This window comes from Paraburkholderia nodosa DSM 21604 (assembly GCF_000519185.1).
GTDB classification, from domain to species: Bacteria; Pseudomonadota; Gammaproteobacteria; order Burkholderiales; family Burkholderiaceae; genus Paraburkholderia; species Paraburkholderia nodosa.
The window spans coordinates 349,719-367,963 of the sequence record NZ_JAFA01000001.1 but is presented as its reverse complement, the minus strand read 5'-3'; the positions used below and the strand labels follow the sequence as shown (position 1 = coordinate 367,963).

The following is an 18,245-nucleotide window of genomic DNA, read 5'->3' as shown; positions in this document are numbered from 1 at the left end:
ACGCTACCATACCCCACCCGCCGCAGCATGTCCGAGCGAAACGATCACGCCGGCCTACCCCAATCTGGACATGCCAGCCAGGCTACCGAGCCAGGGGGTCCGCACCATCATCACCCGGTACTGCGCCAGACGCTGCGCGTGCTGGCGATCATCGCGCTCGTCCTGTATTTCATCGTCTCGGTCCTGCTGCTCGGGCTGCGCTACGTCGTGCTGCCGTACGTGGACAACTTCCGTCCGCGCATCGAGCAGCTCGTCTCCTCGAAGATTCACGCCGAGTTCCGCATCGGCAAGCTCGCGCCGCACTGGTCGGGCTTCCAGCCCGGCATCGACGTCACTGATCTGACGATTCGCGACCGCCACGGCAACATCGCGCTCGACGTGCCGCACGCCACGGCCTCGGTATCGTGGCGCTCGGTCGTGCTGCTCGAGCCGCTGCTCTCGAGCATCGTGGTCGAGCAGCCCGACGTGCACATCGCGCGCGAGGACGACGGCACGCTCACCGTGGCTGGCGTGCCGGTGCCCACCGCACATACGGGCAACGCCACCTTCACGACCTGGCTCATGCGCCAGCAGGCCGTCGTGCTGCGCGGCGGCACGCTGCGCTGGCACGACGCCACGCGCGACGTGCCCGACCTCGCGCTCTCGCACATCCGCCTCGCGATTCTCAACGACGGCTACGAGCACCGCGTCGCGCTCCAGGCGCCGGCCGAGGGCACCGTGCTGCACGGCCCGCTCGACTTCCGCGCGCACTTCACGCATGCGCACTACGCGCAGGCCGGCAAGCCGATCAGCTGGACGGGCGACACCTACCTCTCGACCGGTCCCGTCGATCTGCCCACGCTCGCGCGCTACATCAACTTCCCGATCGCCACCTACGCGGGGCGCATCGACAACTCGATCTGGGCGCACTTTTCGAACGGGCGCATCCTCGAGGCGAGCGGCGCGCTAGAAGGCGCAAACATATCGCTGCGCACGCGGCCCACCCAGCCGCTGCTCGACATGCCGGTCGCGAGCTTCCACTGGAGCATGGGCATCCAGCCCGGCGACTACTCGCTCAAGCTGCGCGACATGCACGCGGAACTGGGCCAACCGCCGCTCGACGACGGCACGCCGCTCACGCGCTCGCTCGCCCTCACGACGCTCGACGCGCGCTTTCGCCAGCAAACGCTCCAGCACGGCCAGCTCATGAGCGTGCGCGGCGACCGCATCGATCTCGGCATCCTCGCCGAGTTCATGCGCGCGCTGCCGCTGCCCGGGCGCGTGCAGGGCGCGCTCGTGCGCTTCGACCCGCGCGGGCTGGTGGCGAACTACGATCTCTCCCTCGAGCGCGCGAAGCCCGAGTCGGGCGAAGCGGCCGCCGAGCAGCGCTCCACGAGCGTCGAGCCGGTCACCCACTATCGCTTCAAGGGCGACCTGCAGGGTATCAGCGTGAACGCGCAGGAGCCGGGGCCGGGCCTCACGCCGCGCGGTCACCCGCGCGCGGGCCTGCCGGGGGTCGAGAACCTCTGGGGGCACATCGACGCCGACGAGTCGCACGGCACCATCAACCTCGACACGGACAACGTCGCCATCACGCTGCCCGGCGTGTTCGACAATCCGCGCCTCACGCTCGACCGGCTCTACGGCGCGGCCAAATGGGCCGTGGCCGCCGAGCGCGAGCCCGGCAACCGGATGAAGGCGTTCACCGTCGATGTCGCGAGCCTGGGTATCGAGAACGCCGACGCGCGCGCGAAGATGACCGCGCACTACACGAATCCCGGCAAAGGGCGCGGCTCGCTCGACCTCGTCGCCCACTTCGACGAGGCCAAGGTCAAGGCCATCCCGCGTTACCTGCCCACCGCTATCAGCGAGAAGACGCGCATCTACCTCGGTCACGGCCTGCAAGCGGGGCGCTCGAAGGGCGCGACGATCGAGATCCACGGCGACCTCACCAAATTCCCCTACTCGCGCGACCCCGACGCGGGCCAGTTCCGCATCGTCGCGCCGTTCACGGGCGGGCGCTTCGACCCGTCGCCGTTCCCGCCGCGCAAGATGCGCAACGGCGCGCCGAACGTCTGGCCGGCATTCGACGGCATCGACGGCGTGTTCAAGATGCATGAGAACAAGCTGCGCTTCGACGTCGATCGAGGCCACTACCGCAACTTCGTGCTGCGCAACGTGAGCGGACGCATCGAGGAGCTGGGCGTCAAGGGCTCCGATATCGTGATCGAGGGCAGCGGGCGCGGTCCGCTCGCGGACCTGCTCGACTACGCGGACAACAGCTCGATCGGCTACATCTCGAAGCACGCCACCGAGAAGGTGCGCGCGCAAGGGCAGTCAACGCTCGCGCTCAAGCTCACGATCCCGCGCCATCCGATGCCGAAGGTGCTGCTCGCGGGTGCCATCGGCTTCGAGAACAACACGCTCACCGCCAACAACGTGCCGCCCGTCTCGAATCTCACCGGCCGGGTGCGCTTCACGAACCACAGCGCCAATGTCGACCGGCTCACGGCGCGCTTTCTCGGCGGCGATCTGCGCGCAAGCGGTGGCATGCGCGACGACGGGCACTATAAGGTGGACGTGGCCGGCGACGTCGCCGTCGATGCGGCGCGCGGCCTGAACCTGCATGGCATGGCGGCGGCGGCGCTCGGGCGCCTCGCGGGTGCTGCGCCCTACTCGCTTTCGGTGGCCGGCCAGCGCGGCCGCCTGCCCGACGTGAAGGCCAACGCCGATCTCACCGGCCTCGCGCTCGACCTGCCCGCGCCGTTCGGCAAGGCGGCCGGCACGCCGATGCCGCTGAACTTCGAATTGCAGCCGGGCACGGGCGTGCCCGCCGAATCCGCCATCGGCGCCGACGCCAGGGCCGACGACGCCGCCTTCGAACACGCAGAACTCACGCTCGGCCCGCTTGCCGCGCGTTACGTGATGCGACGCCATCCGGGTCACGTACCGGAAGTGGTGCGCGGCGCGATCGGCATGAACCGCCCGGCCGATCTGCCCTCGGAAGGCGTGACCGCCGCCGTCGATCTGCCCACCTTCGACGCCGACGCCTGGCGCGCCGTGGTGCAGCAGTTGCGCGGGACCGTAGCGGCGCAGGCCCAGGGCCCGACAGCGGCGAGCGCGGCGGCGAGCGGAGTCCAGGCGCCGGTTCCCCCGCCGCGAACCGCGGCAGAAAGAGCGGCAGAGCGGATGGCTCGAAACGCGGCTCCGGGCGCCGCCTCCGAACTGCAAGCGGACAACACCGCCGCCGCCGCGCCGCAAAGCCCGGCATCGGCCACCACGGCGGCCGCGCCGACCGCCGCCTCGTCTGCGCTCGCGCCCAATGGCGCGGTCGGCCAGTTCCTGCCGTCGCGCTTCGCGGTCCACGTCGGCATGCTCACGCTGCTCAAGCGCCACTGGGAGAACGTCGTGCTCGGCGCGTCGCGCATCGGCGAGCGCGGCAACGAATGGCAGGCCAACGTCGCCTCCAACCAGGTCTCGGGCCACGTCTCGTGGAAGCCGGGCGCCGTGCCGGGCGCGCCTGGCACACTCGAAGCGCGGCTCGCGCGCCTCACCGTGCCCGCCGCCACCGAAAACGACCTGCTCGGCCAGGCGATGTCGCAGCCCGCGCAGAACATGCCGTCGATCGACCTCGTCGTGAACCAGCTCATCGTGCGCGACCGCGATCTCGGCCGCCTCCAGGTGAACGCGCACAACTTCGACGACAACGGCGTGCCGGTCTGGCAGCTCGACCAGCTCGACATCAGCAACCCGGACGCACACCTCACCGCCACGGAAAACTGGCGCGCGGTGGGCGACACGGCAGCCGGCGACGACTCGGCCGCCGCCGGCATGCAAACGCCGCGTCGCACGGCGCTAGACTTCCATCTGGACATCAAGGACGCTGGCGCGCTGCTCGTACGCGCGGGCAAGCCGCACGTGCTCAAGAGCGGCTCGGGCACGCTCTCGGGCAACCTGGAATGGCAAGGCGGCCCCTCGCGCATCGACTTCCCGTCGCTCAACGGCAACCTCACGCTCGACCTGCGTCACGGCCAGATCCTCAAGGTCGATCCGGGCGTGGCAAGGCTGCTCGGCGTGCTGAGCCTGCAAAGCCTCGCGCGCTTCGTCACGACGGACTTCCGCGACATCATCGGCGAAGGCCTGCCCTTCACGAGCGCGACGGCCACCGCGCAGATCCAGAACGGCATCGGCAGCACTAACGATTTCAAGCTCGTCACCGCCCCCGGGCGCGCAACGATGGCGGGCAGCGTCGACCTCGCGCACGAAACCCAGGACCTGCGCGTCCACGTGGTGCCGACGGTCAGCGCGGGCGCGGGCGTGATCGCGGCGGCCATCATCAATCCGCTCTTCGGCCTCGGCGCGCTGATCGGCGACGTCGTGCTCTCGCAAACGCTCGAGCACGCGTTCGCGATGGACTTCGCGATCACGGGCCCGTGGGCCAAACCGCACGTCGAGCGGCTGCATGGCGATCAGGGTAAGATGGACGCGCAGTCGCCGGCCACAGTGCACTGACTTGCGCACTGAGTTGCCGCCAGGTGCGCTGCGCCATGGGCACGCGGTATGCGCGCCATGCACCCCGAACCCACTCAAGATCTGCCGATGAGCGCTCCCCCCCTCGACCCGTTTCGCGTCGCCGCGCTGCAGATGGTCAGCACGCCCGATCGCGAGCGCAATCTCGCCGAAGCGGACCAGTTGATCGCCGAAGCCGCCGCCGCGGGCGCGCGCCTTGTGTTGCTGCCCGAATATTTTTGTTTCATGGGTCACAAGGACAGCGACAAGCTAGCGATCCGCGAGCCGCACGGCGACGGCCCCATTCAGCGTTTTCTCGCTGATGCGGCGAGGCGCCATGACGTGTGGGTGATCGGCGGCACCTTGCCGCTGAAAGCGCCCGAAGACACGCGCGTGCTCAATACGACGCTCGTGTTCGACCCGAGCGGCGAGGAACGCGCGCGCTACGACAAGATCCACCTCTTCAATTTCGAAAAAGGCGCCGAATCATTCGACGAAGCGCGCACGATCCGGCCCGGCGCCGAGGTGCGCACGTTCGAGGCGCCGTTTGGCCGGGTCGGCCTGTCGGTCTGCTACGATCTGCGCTTTCCCGAGCTGTACCGACGCATGGGAGACTGCGCACTGATGGTCGTGCCTTCAGCGTTCACTTACACCACCGGCCGCGCCCACTGGCAGATCCTGCTGCGCGCCCGCGCGATCGAGAACCAGTGCTACGTGCTGGCCGCGGCGCAAGGCGGCACGCACGAGAACGGCCGCCGCACATGGGGCCACAGCATGCTGATCGACCCGTGGGGCGAGATCGTCGAGGTGCGCGACGAAGGCGCGGGCGTGGTGGCCGGCGACATCGACCTCGCGCGCATCGCCAGCGTACGCGCGAGCCTTCCGGCGTGGCGGCACCGCGTGCTCGACTGCGCGTGACGCACGTCATGCACGTAACGCACGCGACGACTGGCCCTGCGAATGAACACACCATCGAATTCCACGCGAGTTCTACGTTTAAGGCGCTTGATTTCGCAGCACCGCGCCCGAATCTCCATTGACAGACTCATCGATTGATCCCACAGAGCGCATGAACATCATCGAACCCGGCATCCGCAATCTGGCGACCGCGAAGGACCTGCTCCTCACGCCCTACGGCCTCGACGAGGCAGTGCTCACGCGCACGCTCGGCGAGATCTTCACGCATCGCATCGACTACGCCGACCTCTACTTCCAGTCCACGCGCAGCGAGGCCTGGAGCCTCGAGGAAGGCATCGTCAAGTCGGGCAGCTTCAGCATCGACCAGGGTGTGGGCGTGCGCGCCGTGTCCGGCGAGCGCACCGCTTTCGCCTACTCCGACGACCTCTCGCCCGAAGCGATCCGCCAGGCGGCCATCGCCACGCGCTCGATCGCCAGGTCCGGCGGCGGCAAGCAGAAAATCCAGGTGGCGAAGTCGCTCACGGGTATTGCGGGCCGCGATCTGTACCTGCCTTCCGATCCGTTGAGTTCGCTCGAGGCCACCGAAAAAGTGAAGCTGCTCGAGCGCATCGAGGAGATGGCGCGTGGGCGCGATCCGCGCATCACGCAAGTCATGGCCGCGCTCGCGGGCGAGTACGACGTGGTGCTCGTCGCGCGCAGCGACGGCGCGCTTGCCGCCGACATCCGCCCGCTGGTGCGCGTGTCGGTCACGGTGATCGCCGAGCAGAACGGCCGCCGCGAAATCGGCAACGGCGGCGGCGGCGGCCGCTACGATTACGCCTATTTCACCGACGACATCCTGTCGAAATACGTGGACGACGCCGTGCACGCCGCGCTCGTGAACCTCGAAGCACGCCCGGCCCCCGCCGGCGCGATGACCGTCGTGCTCGGCCCGGGCTGGCCCGGCGTGCTGCTGCACGAGGCGATCGGCCACGGCCTCGAAGGCGACTTCAACCGCAAGGGCTCGTCGGCGTTCGCCGGGCGCATTGGCGAGCGGGTGGCCGCGAAGGGCGTGACCGTGGTCGACGACGGCACGCTGCCCAACCGCCGCGGCTCGCTCAATATCGACGACGAAGGCAACCCCACGCAGTGCACGACGCTGATCGAAGACGGCATTCTCAAGGGCTACATTCAGGACTCGCTGAACGCGCGCCTCATGAAGATGCCCGTAACGGGCAACGCGCGCCGCGAGTCGTACGCGGCGCTGCCCATGCCGCGCATGACCAACACGTACATGCTCAACGGCGACAAGGACCCGCAGGAAATCCTCGGCTCGGTGAAAAACGGCCTGTATGCCGTGAACTTCGGCGGCGGCCAGGTGGACATCACGAACGGCAAGTTCGTGTTCTCGGCCTCCGAAGCCTACATGATCGAGAACGGCAAGATCACCTACCCCGTGAAGGGCGCGACGCTCATTGGCAGCGGCCCGGAATCGCTCAAGTACGTGAGCATGATCGGCAACGACATGCGCCTGGATTCGGGCGTGGGCGTGTGCGGCAAGGAGGGCCAGAGCGTGCCGGTGGGCGTGGGTCAGCCGACGCTGCGCATCGACCGCATGACGGTGGGCGGCACGGTTTAAGACCTTTGCCTGCGCGCATTCCATGCACGTCGATGCGGAAATTCCGCATCTCCATGCGGATTTTCTGCACATGAATCATTTTTTACGCAGATAGTCCGCTTTTTCACCGCACCCCGCTTGCCAGCCACGAGAAGGCCGGGTTATAAAGGCAGTCACCCTTTCGACGTAACGAACGTTCAGACAAGACCGCCATGTTCGCCACGAAGTTTTATTTTTACTTCTTTTGGTATCTCAGACCGCTGGCGGATCGAGAGGGTTGATAGTACGCGCAGGACCCCGAACACACGAGAAACCGCCAGCCAAGCCTGGCGGTTTTTTTTCGCCCTTACTTTCGAGCCGCACCTTCATCTAACCGAATTTGAAGCACCGTCGGAACGACGCACGCTACGCACCCAGGATCAGGAGAAAACGACCATGCCCCCGCACAACACCGACGATGTCCGCATTCGCGAACTCAAGGAACTCACGCCGCCCGCTCACCTGATCCGCGAATTCCCCTGCTCGGAAGCCGCCTCCACGCTGATCTTCGAATCGCGCCGCGCCATGCACCGCATCCTGCACGGCATGGACGACCGCCTGATCGTCATCGTCGGGCCGTGCTCGATTCACGACACCAAGGCCGCGGTCGACTACGCGAAGAAGCTTGTGGAAGAGCGCAAGCGCTTCAAGAACGAGCTCGAAATCGTGATGCGGGTGTACTTCGAGAAGCCGCGCACGACGGTGGGCTGGAAGGGCCTCATCAACGACCCGTTCCTCGACAACAGCTTCAAGATCAACGACGGTCTGCGCACCGCGCGCGAGCTGCTCGTCTCCATCAACGAGCTGGGCCTGCCCGCCGGCACCGAATACCTCGACATGATCAGCCCGCAGTACATCGCCGACCTGATCTCGTGGGGCGCGATCGGTGCGCGCACAACGGAATCACAGGTGCACCGCGAGCTGGCTTCGGGGTTGTCGTGCCCGGTCGGCTTCAAGAACGGCACGGACGGCAACGTGAAGATCGCCGTGGACGCGATCAAGGCCGCCTCGCAGCCCCACCATTTCCTCTCGGTGACGAAGGGCGGCCACTCGGCCATCGTCTCGACCGCGGGCAATGAGGACTGCCATGTGATTCTGCGCGGCGGCAAGACGCCGAACTACGACGCGGAAAGTGTGAACGCCGCATGCAGCGATATCGGCAAGGCGGGTCTCGCCGCACGCCTCATGATCGACGCGAGCCACGCGAACAGCTCGAAGAAGCATGAGAACCAGATTCCGGTGTGCGCCGACATCGGCCGCCAGGTGGCGGCGGGCGACGAGCGTATCGTCGGCGTGATGGTGGAGTCACACCTCGTCGCGGGCCGCCAGGACCTGAAGGAAGGCTGCGAGCTGACCTATGGCCAGAGCATCACCGACGCGTGCATCGGCTGGGACGAAAGCGTGGGCGTGCTCGAAGGGCTCGCGCAAGCGGTGAAGCAGCGCCGTATTGCGCGCGGTTCGGGCAACTGAGCGCCGCACGCATCGGAGCGCGCGGTGCGCTCATTTAACGCCGCGCTGCGCGTGAATTCACAGCCGCGCAGCGCGCTCGGGCCGCACCGCGCCGATGCATAGATCGGCAATCCCGATCACGTTGCCGATGAGCCTGCCGCGCCGGTCGAGATGCGCCTCCGGGCGCACCGACTTCACGCAGTTCATGCTGAGCGCGCGCAGGATGTTGCTGGTCGCTTCCTTGCGCGACATCACGCCCTTGTTGCACAGGTACATCGCGTTGACCACCTGCGAATAGCCGAAGCGTCGGCCCGAAACGCGCCCGCCTCGCAGCCCGAGGTGGACCCCCAGCAGATAGTCGCAGTACACGACCCCGCCGCGGCGCGCGAGGCGCCGCGAGAAGTCCTTGTCCTCCAGCCAGCCGTACAGCACGAGACGCTCGTCGAAGCGCAGATCGGCGATAGCCTGTGCGCGGCACGCCATGTTGCAGCCATACAGCTCCACGCAGGGCCGCAGCGGCGGACGCCGCATCACTTCGGCTTGCGCACCGTCCACGAGCGCCATGGCTTCTTCCCAAGAGATCGGCTGCGTGTTCGCGCCGTCGCGCAACGTGCGGCCGGAAAAGCCCACGAGATTCGCGTCGCTCTCGAACAGCTCCACGCAAAGCTCGATCCAGTGCTGCTCGGGCGCGAAGTCGTCGTCGAGGAAAATCACGACGTCGATGTCCGGCGCAAGCGCGTCGAGCGCGCGATTGCGCTGCACGCTCGAACCCGCCGTGCCGATGATTTCGTTCACGCGCAGACCGTTGGCATCGTAAGGTCCGATGTCGTCTGCGCTGCTGCCCGAGAGGATGATCTGATCCGGCCGCACCGTTTGCCGCGCGAGCAGACGCACGACCCATGCGGTGGCTGTTGGCCGTCCCTTGGTCGCGATCACCACCGCGACGCGCATGCGCGCCTTCGCGCCGTTCGGGGCCATGGAAAACGCGAGATCATCGGTAGCGAGCGTTGTCATCGGTTTCTCCGCATTCCGGTGGTCGTTTCGACTCGAATCGAGGTTAGCACGAGGCCTTGGCGCCGCCAGTCGGGCCGGATTCAAGTTGTCCGAAACGATCTATTCAACGACTGATTCCAACTGTTTGTGAACGAGCATGCATGCGGGGCACAATGTGCGCGGTATCTGTATCGGCCGCCTACCGACGAACCTTTTACCGCATGTCTTTTCCGTTAATTAATTCCGCATTTATTGCACTTTTTCCGCGCATTTATCGATTACGCATCGCCCATAGGCAGCACCACCCGGCAAATTCGTCCAATAGCAATTTTCGGATTCCTCTTTTGATAAGACTCGCCTACAACTGCTAAAAGAGATTGGCGCAAATATGACCGACTAACCTCCCCACCGGAAAGATCCTCTCAACATGACTGCGTCGACGCGTCGGAGCCAGCCAGTGGAACACGAGATCATCGCTTCCGGGACAACGGTTTGCGAAACCGAATCCGGCGCGCGGCTCAAACGCCCAGTGGTCTTCTACGTGCAGCCGTTGATCGCGCGCTATCGCATCGAAGTCATCGAGTCGCTCAACCGCCTTTTCACCGTCAAGGTGTTCGCGTGCACCGAGGGCGTGGAGGCCAACGGCTTTTCGCGCGAGAAGCCCGAGTGCGACGAATTCGTCGAAACGCATATCGCGAGTTTCGCTGGCCTGCCCTCGCGGCGCATTCGCATGCAAAGCCGCGTGCTGAGCCGCATCGTTTTCGAACGTCCCGATGCAGTTTTGATCTTTGCAGACGTTCGCTATCTCTCGCTGTGGCTCGCGCTCCTCGCCGGGCGCGTGATGCGCGTGCCCGTGCTGATTCACGGCCAGGGGCTCTACCGGCACGAGAGCGCGGGGCTCATGCGCACGGTGTGTTACCGCCTCGCGGTCGCGCTCGCCGTGCGCTACGTCTGCTATACCGAGGCTTCGCGGCGCTCGCTCGTCGCCATCGGCTGCCCGCTCGCGAAGCTCGTCGTCGCGAACAACGCACTCACGGTCTCGTGCGGCGTGGAGCCCGCCACCAAAACGGGCGCCGAGAGCGGCGTCCTCTTCATCGGCAGGCTGCGCGAAGGGTCGGAGATCGAGCCGCTCATCGACGTGGTCGGGCAGCTTCATGCCGAAGGCAACGACATCACGCTCCACGTGATCGGCGACGGCGAGCACGGCGAGCGCCTGAAACGCAAGTACAGCGATCGCAGCTATGTGGTGTGGTATGGCGCGGTGTTCGACGACGACGCCATCGCGACCATCAGCCGGCGCTGCCGCGTGGGCTGCTATCCGGGCTCGGCGGGCTTGAGCGTCGTGCACATGTTTGCGTTGAGCCTGCCGCCCATCGTGCACGACCGGCTGCCGCTGCACATGGGCCCGGAGCCGGGCTATGTCGAGGACGGCCGCAGCGGCTTTTTCTTCGCGCGCGACGGCGGCCCAGAAGCGCTTGCCGCCACGCTGCGGCGCATCTGGTCCATGCCGCCCGACGAAATGCGCGCAGCCGCTGCCGCCGCGCACGCGGTGTACTGCCAGCTCAACTCGCCCACGCTAGGGCATCAGCTCGCCGAGATCGTCGAAGCGGCGCTGCGCGCCTGAATCCTCGCCTGAATCCTCGCTTGAATCCCGCTTCAATCCCTCTGCGCTCCGGCTTATTTCTGCCGCGAGACGCGATACAGCATCCATGCCGCGCACGAGGCCAGCCCGACGGTCATCGACCATGCCACGCCTGTCACACCCCACATGTGCAACGAAGGCGGCACAGACAGGATAAGCGCCACGACCTGGAGCAGCGACGCCACCGTGACGGCACGCGCGTCGCCAACCGCGCGCAGATACGAGGCGAGCACCGAGTTCAGCGCGCTGATCGCCATGTTGATGACGAAGATGCGAAAGAGCGGCACGGCCGACAACCACGCGGCGCCGAGCACGAGCGAAAAGAGCGGCTCGGCGGCGAAGCGCAGCACGATCACCACGCACGCCAGCCCCGCCACGGCCACCACGAGATACAAACGAAACAGGCGCGCGGCCGATTGCGGCCCGCCGCGATGATGCGCGGCGAACGTGGGAAACAGATACTGCGACATGGCGAGCGCGGCGTCGGCGAGCAGCATCTGCGCGAGCTTCGAGGACATCTGCCACGCGCCCAGCTGCGTCGGCCCGAGCAGCTTGCCCACCACCACCTTGTCGAACTGGTTGGTGATGAGAATGATCACGCTGCTCGCCCAGATCCAGCGGCTGAACCCCACGTAATGGCCGATGCCCGACCAGCGCAGCCGGATCGGCGGACGCGGCGAGAGCGCGATCCATGTCACGACGCTCTTGAAGGCCTCGCCGATCATCAGGCCGAGCAGGAGCGAGTACGGACCCGCACCCGCAAGTGCGAGCCCAATGCCGAAGCCGCAGTCGAGACACGAGGACGAGATTTCGATCGCCGCAATATGCTGGAAGTGGCGCTCGCGCTGCGTGATGAAATACGCGGGCGAGGCGAGCCCGCGCAACAGCGGCAGCACCGCGGCAAGCTGCACGAGTCCGATGGCGCCGCCCAGGTGGAACTGCGCGTCCATGAGCGGTGCGCTCGCGACGAGCAGCACGCCGATCAGCAGGCCCCGCGTGGCGAGCGTGGTCCAGACGGCGCCAGCCTCGGCGCGCGTTGGCGGCGCCTGGCCCTGGATCACGGCTTGCGCGAGACCGGTGTCGGAGAGCGCTTCGGCAATCGCGACCGCAAGCAGCGCGACGCTCGCGAGACCGATTGCGGACGGCCCGAGAATGCGCCCGATCACGAGGAACTTGACGGCCACGAGGCCGCGCACCACGACCTGCTGCAGCAGCACCCAGGTCGCCGCGCCGGGTCCGAAACCTGCCTTGATCGGTATTGCTGGCAGCCGCATTGCGCGCAAAATGCCTCTCCTGTCGTCGATCTCTGAGTCGGAGCTTTAGCCCCTTTTCCCAGTTCCCTTCAAGCATGTTTGGGAACGCGTTTTCGTCACCCGTTCTGGACCTTACCGCGCGGCAACGTCCACGACGCGCCATCTACCAGGTGGAATCAGACGGGGCGGCCAATCCGCGGGACGGCCATCCGCGGGGCGGCCATCCGCGGGGCGCGGCCGCTCAGGTAGAGCGATCCGCGCGGCGGCAATTCATGAATTTTCAAGTGATCGGCATATCTCCAGGCTTTTTCAGCCACCCTGCCCCGCAATCTGGCGCATGCCGCTTGCGCACCACTGCTATTTTGTTCGTAATAATGCTCATCGGGCCTCCCGCATGGAAAACGTGTCGATCGCCAGATATCGCAATGCCGCCCCTAACACCCCGGACGCCGCCGCACTGTGCGACGTCGAGGCCGACACGCTCGTGACGTCCGAGCCTCCCGGCACGCGCGCATCGGTCGGCGGCGACTGGATCGCCATCATCGAGCCGAACTTCACGGGCCACCGCTGGCGCTACGTCGAGTGGATCGCGCAGGCGTGCGTGGAAGCCGGCCACCGCTGCCTCGTCGTCACCGATACCGAGTACGCGGACCATCCGCTCGCGCAGCGCATCGTGCGCGAAGCCCGGCCCGATCTGCGCCTCGTGCTGCTCGACCTGCACACCGTTCCTCCCGGTCCGCATTTCGCGGCGAGCGTGTACATGCGCTTTCGCAACTTCTATGCGCGCGCGTTGCGTCAGGTGAGCAAAACGATGCACGTGCGGCTCGTCATCGCGCCCTACGCCGACTACTTCTTCTACACGCTCGCGGGGTTCGACTCGCCATTCGGCGAGACGCCGTGGATCGCCATCGTCATGGGCATGACGTTTCATCAGGCGCGCATCGGCTTGCGCACGCCGCGACGGCGCTTCGTCGACATAGCCAAAGCGGCGCTGTTTCGCCGCGCCATGCGCTCGCGCGGGCTGCGCGAACTCTTCACGATCGACCCGACGCTGCCCGACTGGTTCGCGACCACGAAGCCCCGGCGCGCCGCGCCGCTCAGCTATCTGGCTGACCCGTTTCCCGAAATCGAAGGCATGGACCCCGTGATCGCGCGCGAGCAGCTGACGCTCGATGCGCATACGCGCTACCTGCTCGTGTACGGAGCGATCGGCGAACGCAAGGGCATTCGCGAACTGATGCTCGCGCTCGAGCACAAGCCCGACGCGCCGTGCCTCGTAATCGCGGGCCAGCAGGACGACGAAACGCGCGCATTCATCGACGCCCACGCGCCGCGGCTCGCGAGCGCGCCGGTGATCCTCAACCAGTTCATCTCCGACGAGATGGAGCGCGAACTCTTTTCCGCCTGCGACGCCGTGTGGCTCGGCTATAAGCAGCACTACGGCATGAGCGGCGTGCTCGTCCAGGCGTACCGCTTCCGCAAGCCCGTGGTGGCCAGCGCCGACGGCCTGATCGGTTGGTATTGCCGCGACGGCGCGCTCGGACCCCTGCTCGACGACCTCGAGCCCGCCACGATCGCGCACGCGCTCGATGTGCTCGCCGAGCGTTGGCGCGCCGGCTCGAACGCCGCGCAGCCCACGGGTGAACACCTCCTTTCATGCAACACGCTCGAACAGTTCAAGCGCACGCTGCAGGCTGCGATGGTGTAAGCGCAGGGAATCGTCACCAACTAGTTAGCATGTCGAACCAGTCTGGTTCGTTCAGGCAACGCCTTTGACATTGTTGTTGTCCGTCGCGCTCGCGTTGCTCCGCTCGGCAGGGATGGCGCCGCGCCGGTCGGGGAACATCGCCTCGCGCAGGCGCAGGAACGGAAACTCGACGGCGCGCGTGGTGAGATAGCCCAGCGTGGCAGCGATGACGAACTGCACGACGATCACAACCGGCCAGGCAGCGAGCGGCGGCACGCCAAGCGCGTTCGCCTTGTGGATCAGGTAATCGCCAGGCGCGAGCGCGAGCGAATGCCAGAGGTAGATACCGTACGAGTACACGCCAAGCCACGCCAGCCCGCGATACAGCCACGTCGTGCGCAGGCTGCCCGAGTGCTCCAGTATGAGCATGATGAGCGCGCAGAAGCCGACGGCCTGAATCGTGTAGCCAACGCTCTCGTCGAGCGCGACGTCGGGCGTCGCGAACACGAGCCAGGCGAGGAGCAGCCCCACCGCGCCGAACAGCCAGCGCTTCTTCGCGACGAGCATGCGCCAGAGTTCGGGCTTCATCCAGTAGACGGTCGCGAGTATGACGCCGATGAGCAGGCTGTCCATGCGGTACTGCGTGTAGTTGAACGCCCCGACGAGATCGCCATGCGATACCGCGACGCAACGTGCGCCGAGCACGATCGCGCAGAGGCCGACCATCACGGCGATCAGCGCATTCGCGCGCAGCCGGAAGTGCGCGAGCAGGATCAGCAGCGCGGGCAGGAACAGATAGAAGTGCTCTTCGACAGCGAGGCTCCACGTTTGCGCAATGGAGGTGCCGAAGTAATTCTGCATGTGCGTGAGGTTCTGCCAGAGGAACGTATCGGGACGATGGCGGCCGGCAAGCAGGTGAAAAAAAATCAGTGCGTAGTACGCGGGCCAGATCTTGAAGATCCGCCGCACGATGAAGCGGCGCGCGCCGATGTGGCCCGTTTGCGAATATTGGCGCAGCAGCAGCCCGCCCACCAGAAAACCGCTTAGTGTGAAGAATAGATTCACGCCTTCGTGGCCGAAGCTTTTCAGCGGGTACTCGAGCACGCTCACCCAGGGATGGCCCGTGCGCACCGTGTGGAAGTGATAACCCATCACGACGAAGATCGCGATGCCACGCACGAAGTCGAGCTCGACGGAACGTCCTTTCATCGGCGGTCCCACTCCGTGTAGCAGCTTCATGACCTTTCCCTCGCTACGTCCATGCCGGATTCTTACGCAAGGCAGACAATGAAAAACTTACTCCTGCCGGCCCCATCATGGACACAGGCGCCGTGCCGCGTGCGCCAAGTTCCCGCCCTTCTCGGCCAGGTGTGTGGGGGAAACCACATGCCAAATCAGAATTTTTTTCCTGCCGCCACAACCCTGCCGCTTCCCGCCACGCACATGCGCAAGCCGCTTGCGGCGTTTTATATTGAATCGAGCCTTCGCTTGCGGCGCGCATGAATCTTGCGCCACGTATGCGACCCTATGCACCGCACCGGGAGAAACGCCGATGCGAAACAAACATGCTGCACTATGGCTCTGGGTGTGCCTCGTGCCTCTCGCTTTCGACTACAAGGCACCGGACTCCCAGTTTGGCCACAGCGCGCAATGGCTGGCCGTCATTCCGGCCCTGGCAGGCGCGCTCATCCTCGCGATGATCGGCCCGCGCTTCGCGCGTCCGACACGGCTGCGTTCGTTCGTGACGGGCGCGCTCGTGGCAAGCCTCGCCGGCAGTCTCGTTGCGCAAATGCTGCAGCACAATCCGATTGGTCAATACCTGCGCGTGATCCTGCCATTCCTGCTGTTCGGGCTCGGCTACTGGGCCATGTGCCGCCCGTGGCACCCCGTTCGCGTCATGCAGATGCAGCGCGCGCTTTATTACGCGAACGTGCTGGGCCTCGCGTTTACGTTCTTCTTCGGCATACTGGCAGTCGGCGGGCCGCTCGCCGACATCCGTTTTCGCATCGTCTCGCCGACCCTGCTCGCGCTGCAGGCCATGCTGTTGCACCAGTTCATCGTCGCCCGGCGCTTCAACATGACGATGGTGCTCGTGTTCCTCGCCACGCTCGTCGTCGAATTGCTGAGCGTCACGCGCAGCCTGCTGCTCGCGACCATTCTGCTCGCCATGTTTGCGGCGTGGCTCGCCTCGCCGTCTATCAGCCATCTGATCAAATCGTTTTTCCGCACGGGCATCGCGCTTTCATTCGTGGTCGCGCTGGGCGTGGGAACGGCCTGGCTCTTCCCGTCCATCACGGAACACTGGACGCAGCGCGTGACGGCCGCGCAGAACTCGGAGTCCGATCGCGATCCGACCACGGTCACGCGGATTGCGGAGATGCGCGACCAGTACGACCAGGTCACCGAATCGGTGGAATCGGTCCTGTTCGGCAAGGGTTATGGCCACCTCTACCGCTATTCGCCGATTTACTACCAGTACGTGAACCAGACCTTCAGCAAGGACGATTACTTCAACACCAGCGACTGGGTGGCGGGCCACAACTTCTGGGTCTACCAGCTCTACGCCGAAGGCATCGTGTTCGGGGGCTGCATGCCGCTCGCAGTGATCGTCGCGCTCATCGTCGCGGGCCGCGCATTCAGACGCTGGCGCCGCATTGCGCCGCGTCACCCGATGCTCATGCCGCTCAGCATGGCACTGCTCGTGCTCGCCGCGCTGCCGGGCGCGTCGATCGGCGGCAATCCGCTCGGCACGCGTTTCTCGGGCCTCGTGTACGGCCTCGCGCTCGGGCTCATCGTCGCGCTGTATTCGCAGCTTCATTACCGCATTGACCTTCAACGCAAGCGCCAGCGCCTGCACCCGTCCTACGGGCGCGAGCCTGCCTTCCGACCCACGGCGCCCGCGGCGGCGCCGGTGCCGCTCACCACGTATGCGACTCCGGAGCCCCGATGAAAATCCTGCATCTCGTTTCCACGGTCGACCCCCGTTCGGGCGGCCCGATTGAGGGCGTTCGCCAGAGCGGTCTCGCGATGACGGCGCTCGATCACCAGATCGAAGTGGCGTCGCTCGACCCGATCGACGCGCCTTATGTGCGCGAATTCCCGCTGCCGCTCCACGCATTGGGCCCAGGCCGCGGGCACTACGGCTACTGCGCCGGCTACGTGCCGTGGCTGCGCGCGAACGCGAGGCGCTTCGACGCGGCGATCGTGCATGGGCTCTGGCAATACCACGGCTTCGGCGCGTGGCGCGCGCTGCGCCACGCCCAGCTGCCGTACTACGTGTACACGCACGGCATGCTCGACCCGTGGTTCAAAGCCACTTATCCGGTCAAGCATCTGAAGAAATGGGCGTACTGGCCATGGGCCGATTTCCGCGTGCTGCGCGACGCCTCCGCCGTGATTTTCACGACCGACGAAGAACGCCTGCTCGCGCGCGAATCGTTCTGGCTGTACCGCGCCAACGAACGCGTTGTGCCGTTCGGCACCAATGCGCCCAACGAGGACCCGGACACGTTGCGCGAAGCCTTCCTGCAGGAGTCGCCGCATTTGCGTAACAAGCGCATCGTGCTGTTTCTCGGGCGTCTGCACCCGAAAAAGGGTTGCGACGTGCTGGTTCACGCGTTCGCCGACCATGCGCGCGAAACGCCAGATGCGCATCTGCTGATCGCGGGGCCCGACAAGGGCAACTGGCAACCCGCGCTGCTAGCGATGGCGCAGTCGCACGGCATTACGCACCGCATCAGCTGGCCGGGCATGCTGCAGGGCAACCTGAAGTGGGGCGCGTTTTTTGCTAGCGACGTGTTCGTGCTGCCTTCGCACCAGGAGAACTTCGGCGTTTCCGTGGCGGAGGCGCTGGCGTGCGGGCTGCCCGCACTGGTCTCGGACAAGGTCGGCGTCTGGCGCGAGATCGACGAGGACGGCGCGGGGTTCGTTGCGCCCGACACGATCGCCGGCACTCAGCGCAACTTCGCCTCATGGCGGGCACTCGACGAGCGCGCGCGCAACGCCATGCGCGCTCAGGCGCGGCGCACGTTCGACGCGCGCTTCGCGATGGATGGCATGGTGCGCTCGCTGCTGGGCTTGTTGCAGGAACATCCTTTGCACGCTGGCGCGCGATTTCACCGAGGGCGCCCGATGAGCGCCATGGCGCAGGGCGAGCCCGCGGAGCAGGCTGAATAAGCG

Annotated in this window: 11 protein-coding genes; 8 read left to right on the top strand and 3 right to left on the bottom strand. The window is 66.1% G+C overall.

What is annotated here, in order from left to right:
- Positions 1 to 27 precede the first annotated feature (27 nt).
- From A3CW_RS0101680 to aroG, 4 genes are all read left to right on the top strand, one after another.
- The gene (locus A3CW_RS0101680; protein WP_028202017.1) at positions 28 to 4,491 is read left to right on the top strand and encodes a YhdP family phospholipid transporter; all 4,464 of its coding nucleotides are present in this window, start codon (positions 28 to 30) and stop codon (positions 4,489 to 4,491) included.
- Between the two features lie 87 nt (positions 4,492 to 4,578).
- On the top strand, positions 4,579 to 5,406 hold the full coding sequence (locus A3CW_RS0101675; RefSeq protein WP_028202016.1) for a carbon-nitrogen hydrolase family protein: 828 nt from the start codon (positions 4,579 to 4,581) through the stop codon (positions 5,404 to 5,406).
- A gap of 151 nt (positions 5,407 to 5,557) precedes the next feature.
- Positions 5,558 to 7,024, top strand: a complete 1,467-nt coding sequence (gene tldD / locus A3CW_RS0101670) for a metalloprotease TldD (protein ID WP_028202015.1) — start codon at positions 5,558 to 5,560, stop codon at positions 7,022 to 7,024.
- A 414-nt stretch (positions 7,025 to 7,438) separates the two neighbouring features.
- Positions 7,439 to 8,512 carry a 3-deoxy-7-phosphoheptulonate synthase AroG gene (gene aroG, locus A3CW_RS0101665; RefSeq protein WP_028202014.1) on the top strand — a complete coding sequence of 358 codons (1,074 nt, stop codon included), beginning with the start codon at positions 7,439 to 7,441 and terminating at the stop codon, positions 8,510 to 8,512.
- Positions 8,513 to 8,569: 57 nt separating this feature from the next.
- Here aroG and A3CW_RS0101660 read toward each other — a convergent pair whose 3' ends face one another.
- Entirely contained in the window at positions 8,570 to 9,505 is a 936-nt protein-coding gene (locus A3CW_RS0101660) for a glycosyltransferase family 2 protein (protein WP_245623510.1), read from the bottom strand.
- A gap of 436 nt (positions 9,506 to 9,941) precedes the next feature.
- Here A3CW_RS0101660 and A3CW_RS0101655 point away from each other — a divergent pair, with 436 nt between their 5' ends.
- Positions 9,942 to 11,108, top strand: coding sequence for a glycosyltransferase (locus tag A3CW_RS0101655; protein WP_028202012.1), 1,167 nt, complete (start codon positions 9,942 to 9,944; stop codon positions 11,106 to 11,108).
- Between the two features lie 53 nt (positions 11,109 to 11,161).
- Here A3CW_RS0101655 and A3CW_RS0101650 read toward each other — a convergent pair whose 3' ends face one another.
- A complete protein-coding gene (locus A3CW_RS0101650) occupies positions 11,162 to 12,409 on the bottom strand; it encodes an oligosaccharide flippase family protein (protein WP_028202011.1) in 1,248 nt (415 codons plus the stop codon).
- 373 nt (positions 12,410 to 12,782) lie between these two features.
- Between A3CW_RS0101650 and A3CW_RS0101645 the strand changes: the two genes are divergently transcribed.
- The gene (locus tag A3CW_RS0101645) at positions 12,783 to 14,087 is read left to right on the top strand and encodes a glycosyltransferase (protein ID WP_245623509.1); all 1,305 of its coding nucleotides are present in this window, start codon (positions 12,783 to 12,785) and stop codon (positions 14,085 to 14,087) included.
- 51 nt (positions 14,088 to 14,138) lie between these two features.
- Here the strand turns inward: A3CW_RS0101645 and A3CW_RS0101640 are convergent, their stop codons facing one another.
- Positions 14,139 to 15,305: an acyltransferase family protein gene (locus tag A3CW_RS0101640; protein WP_028202009.1), complete on the bottom strand. Its 1,167-nt coding sequence runs from the start codon at positions 15,303 to 15,305 to the stop codon at positions 14,139 to 14,141.
- Between the two features lie 313 nt (positions 15,306 to 15,618).
- Here A3CW_RS0101640 and A3CW_RS44840 point away from each other — a divergent pair, with 313 nt between their 5' ends.
- Together A3CW_RS44840 and A3CW_RS44835 are read left to right on the top strand one after the other, a co-directional pair.
- Positions 15,619 to 17,016, top strand: coding sequence for an anion permease (locus A3CW_RS44840; protein ID WP_051481100.1), 1,398 nt, complete (start codon positions 15,619 to 15,621; stop codon positions 17,014 to 17,016).
- On the top strand, positions 17,013 to 18,242 hold the full coding sequence (locus tag A3CW_RS44835) for a glycosyltransferase (protein WP_211254023.1): 1,230 nt from the start codon (positions 17,013 to 17,015) through the stop codon (positions 18,240 to 18,242). Before A3CW_RS44840 ends, A3CW_RS44835 begins: the two co-directional genes overlap by 4 nt.
- The last annotated feature ends 3 nt before the right edge of the window (positions 18,243 to 18,245 follow it).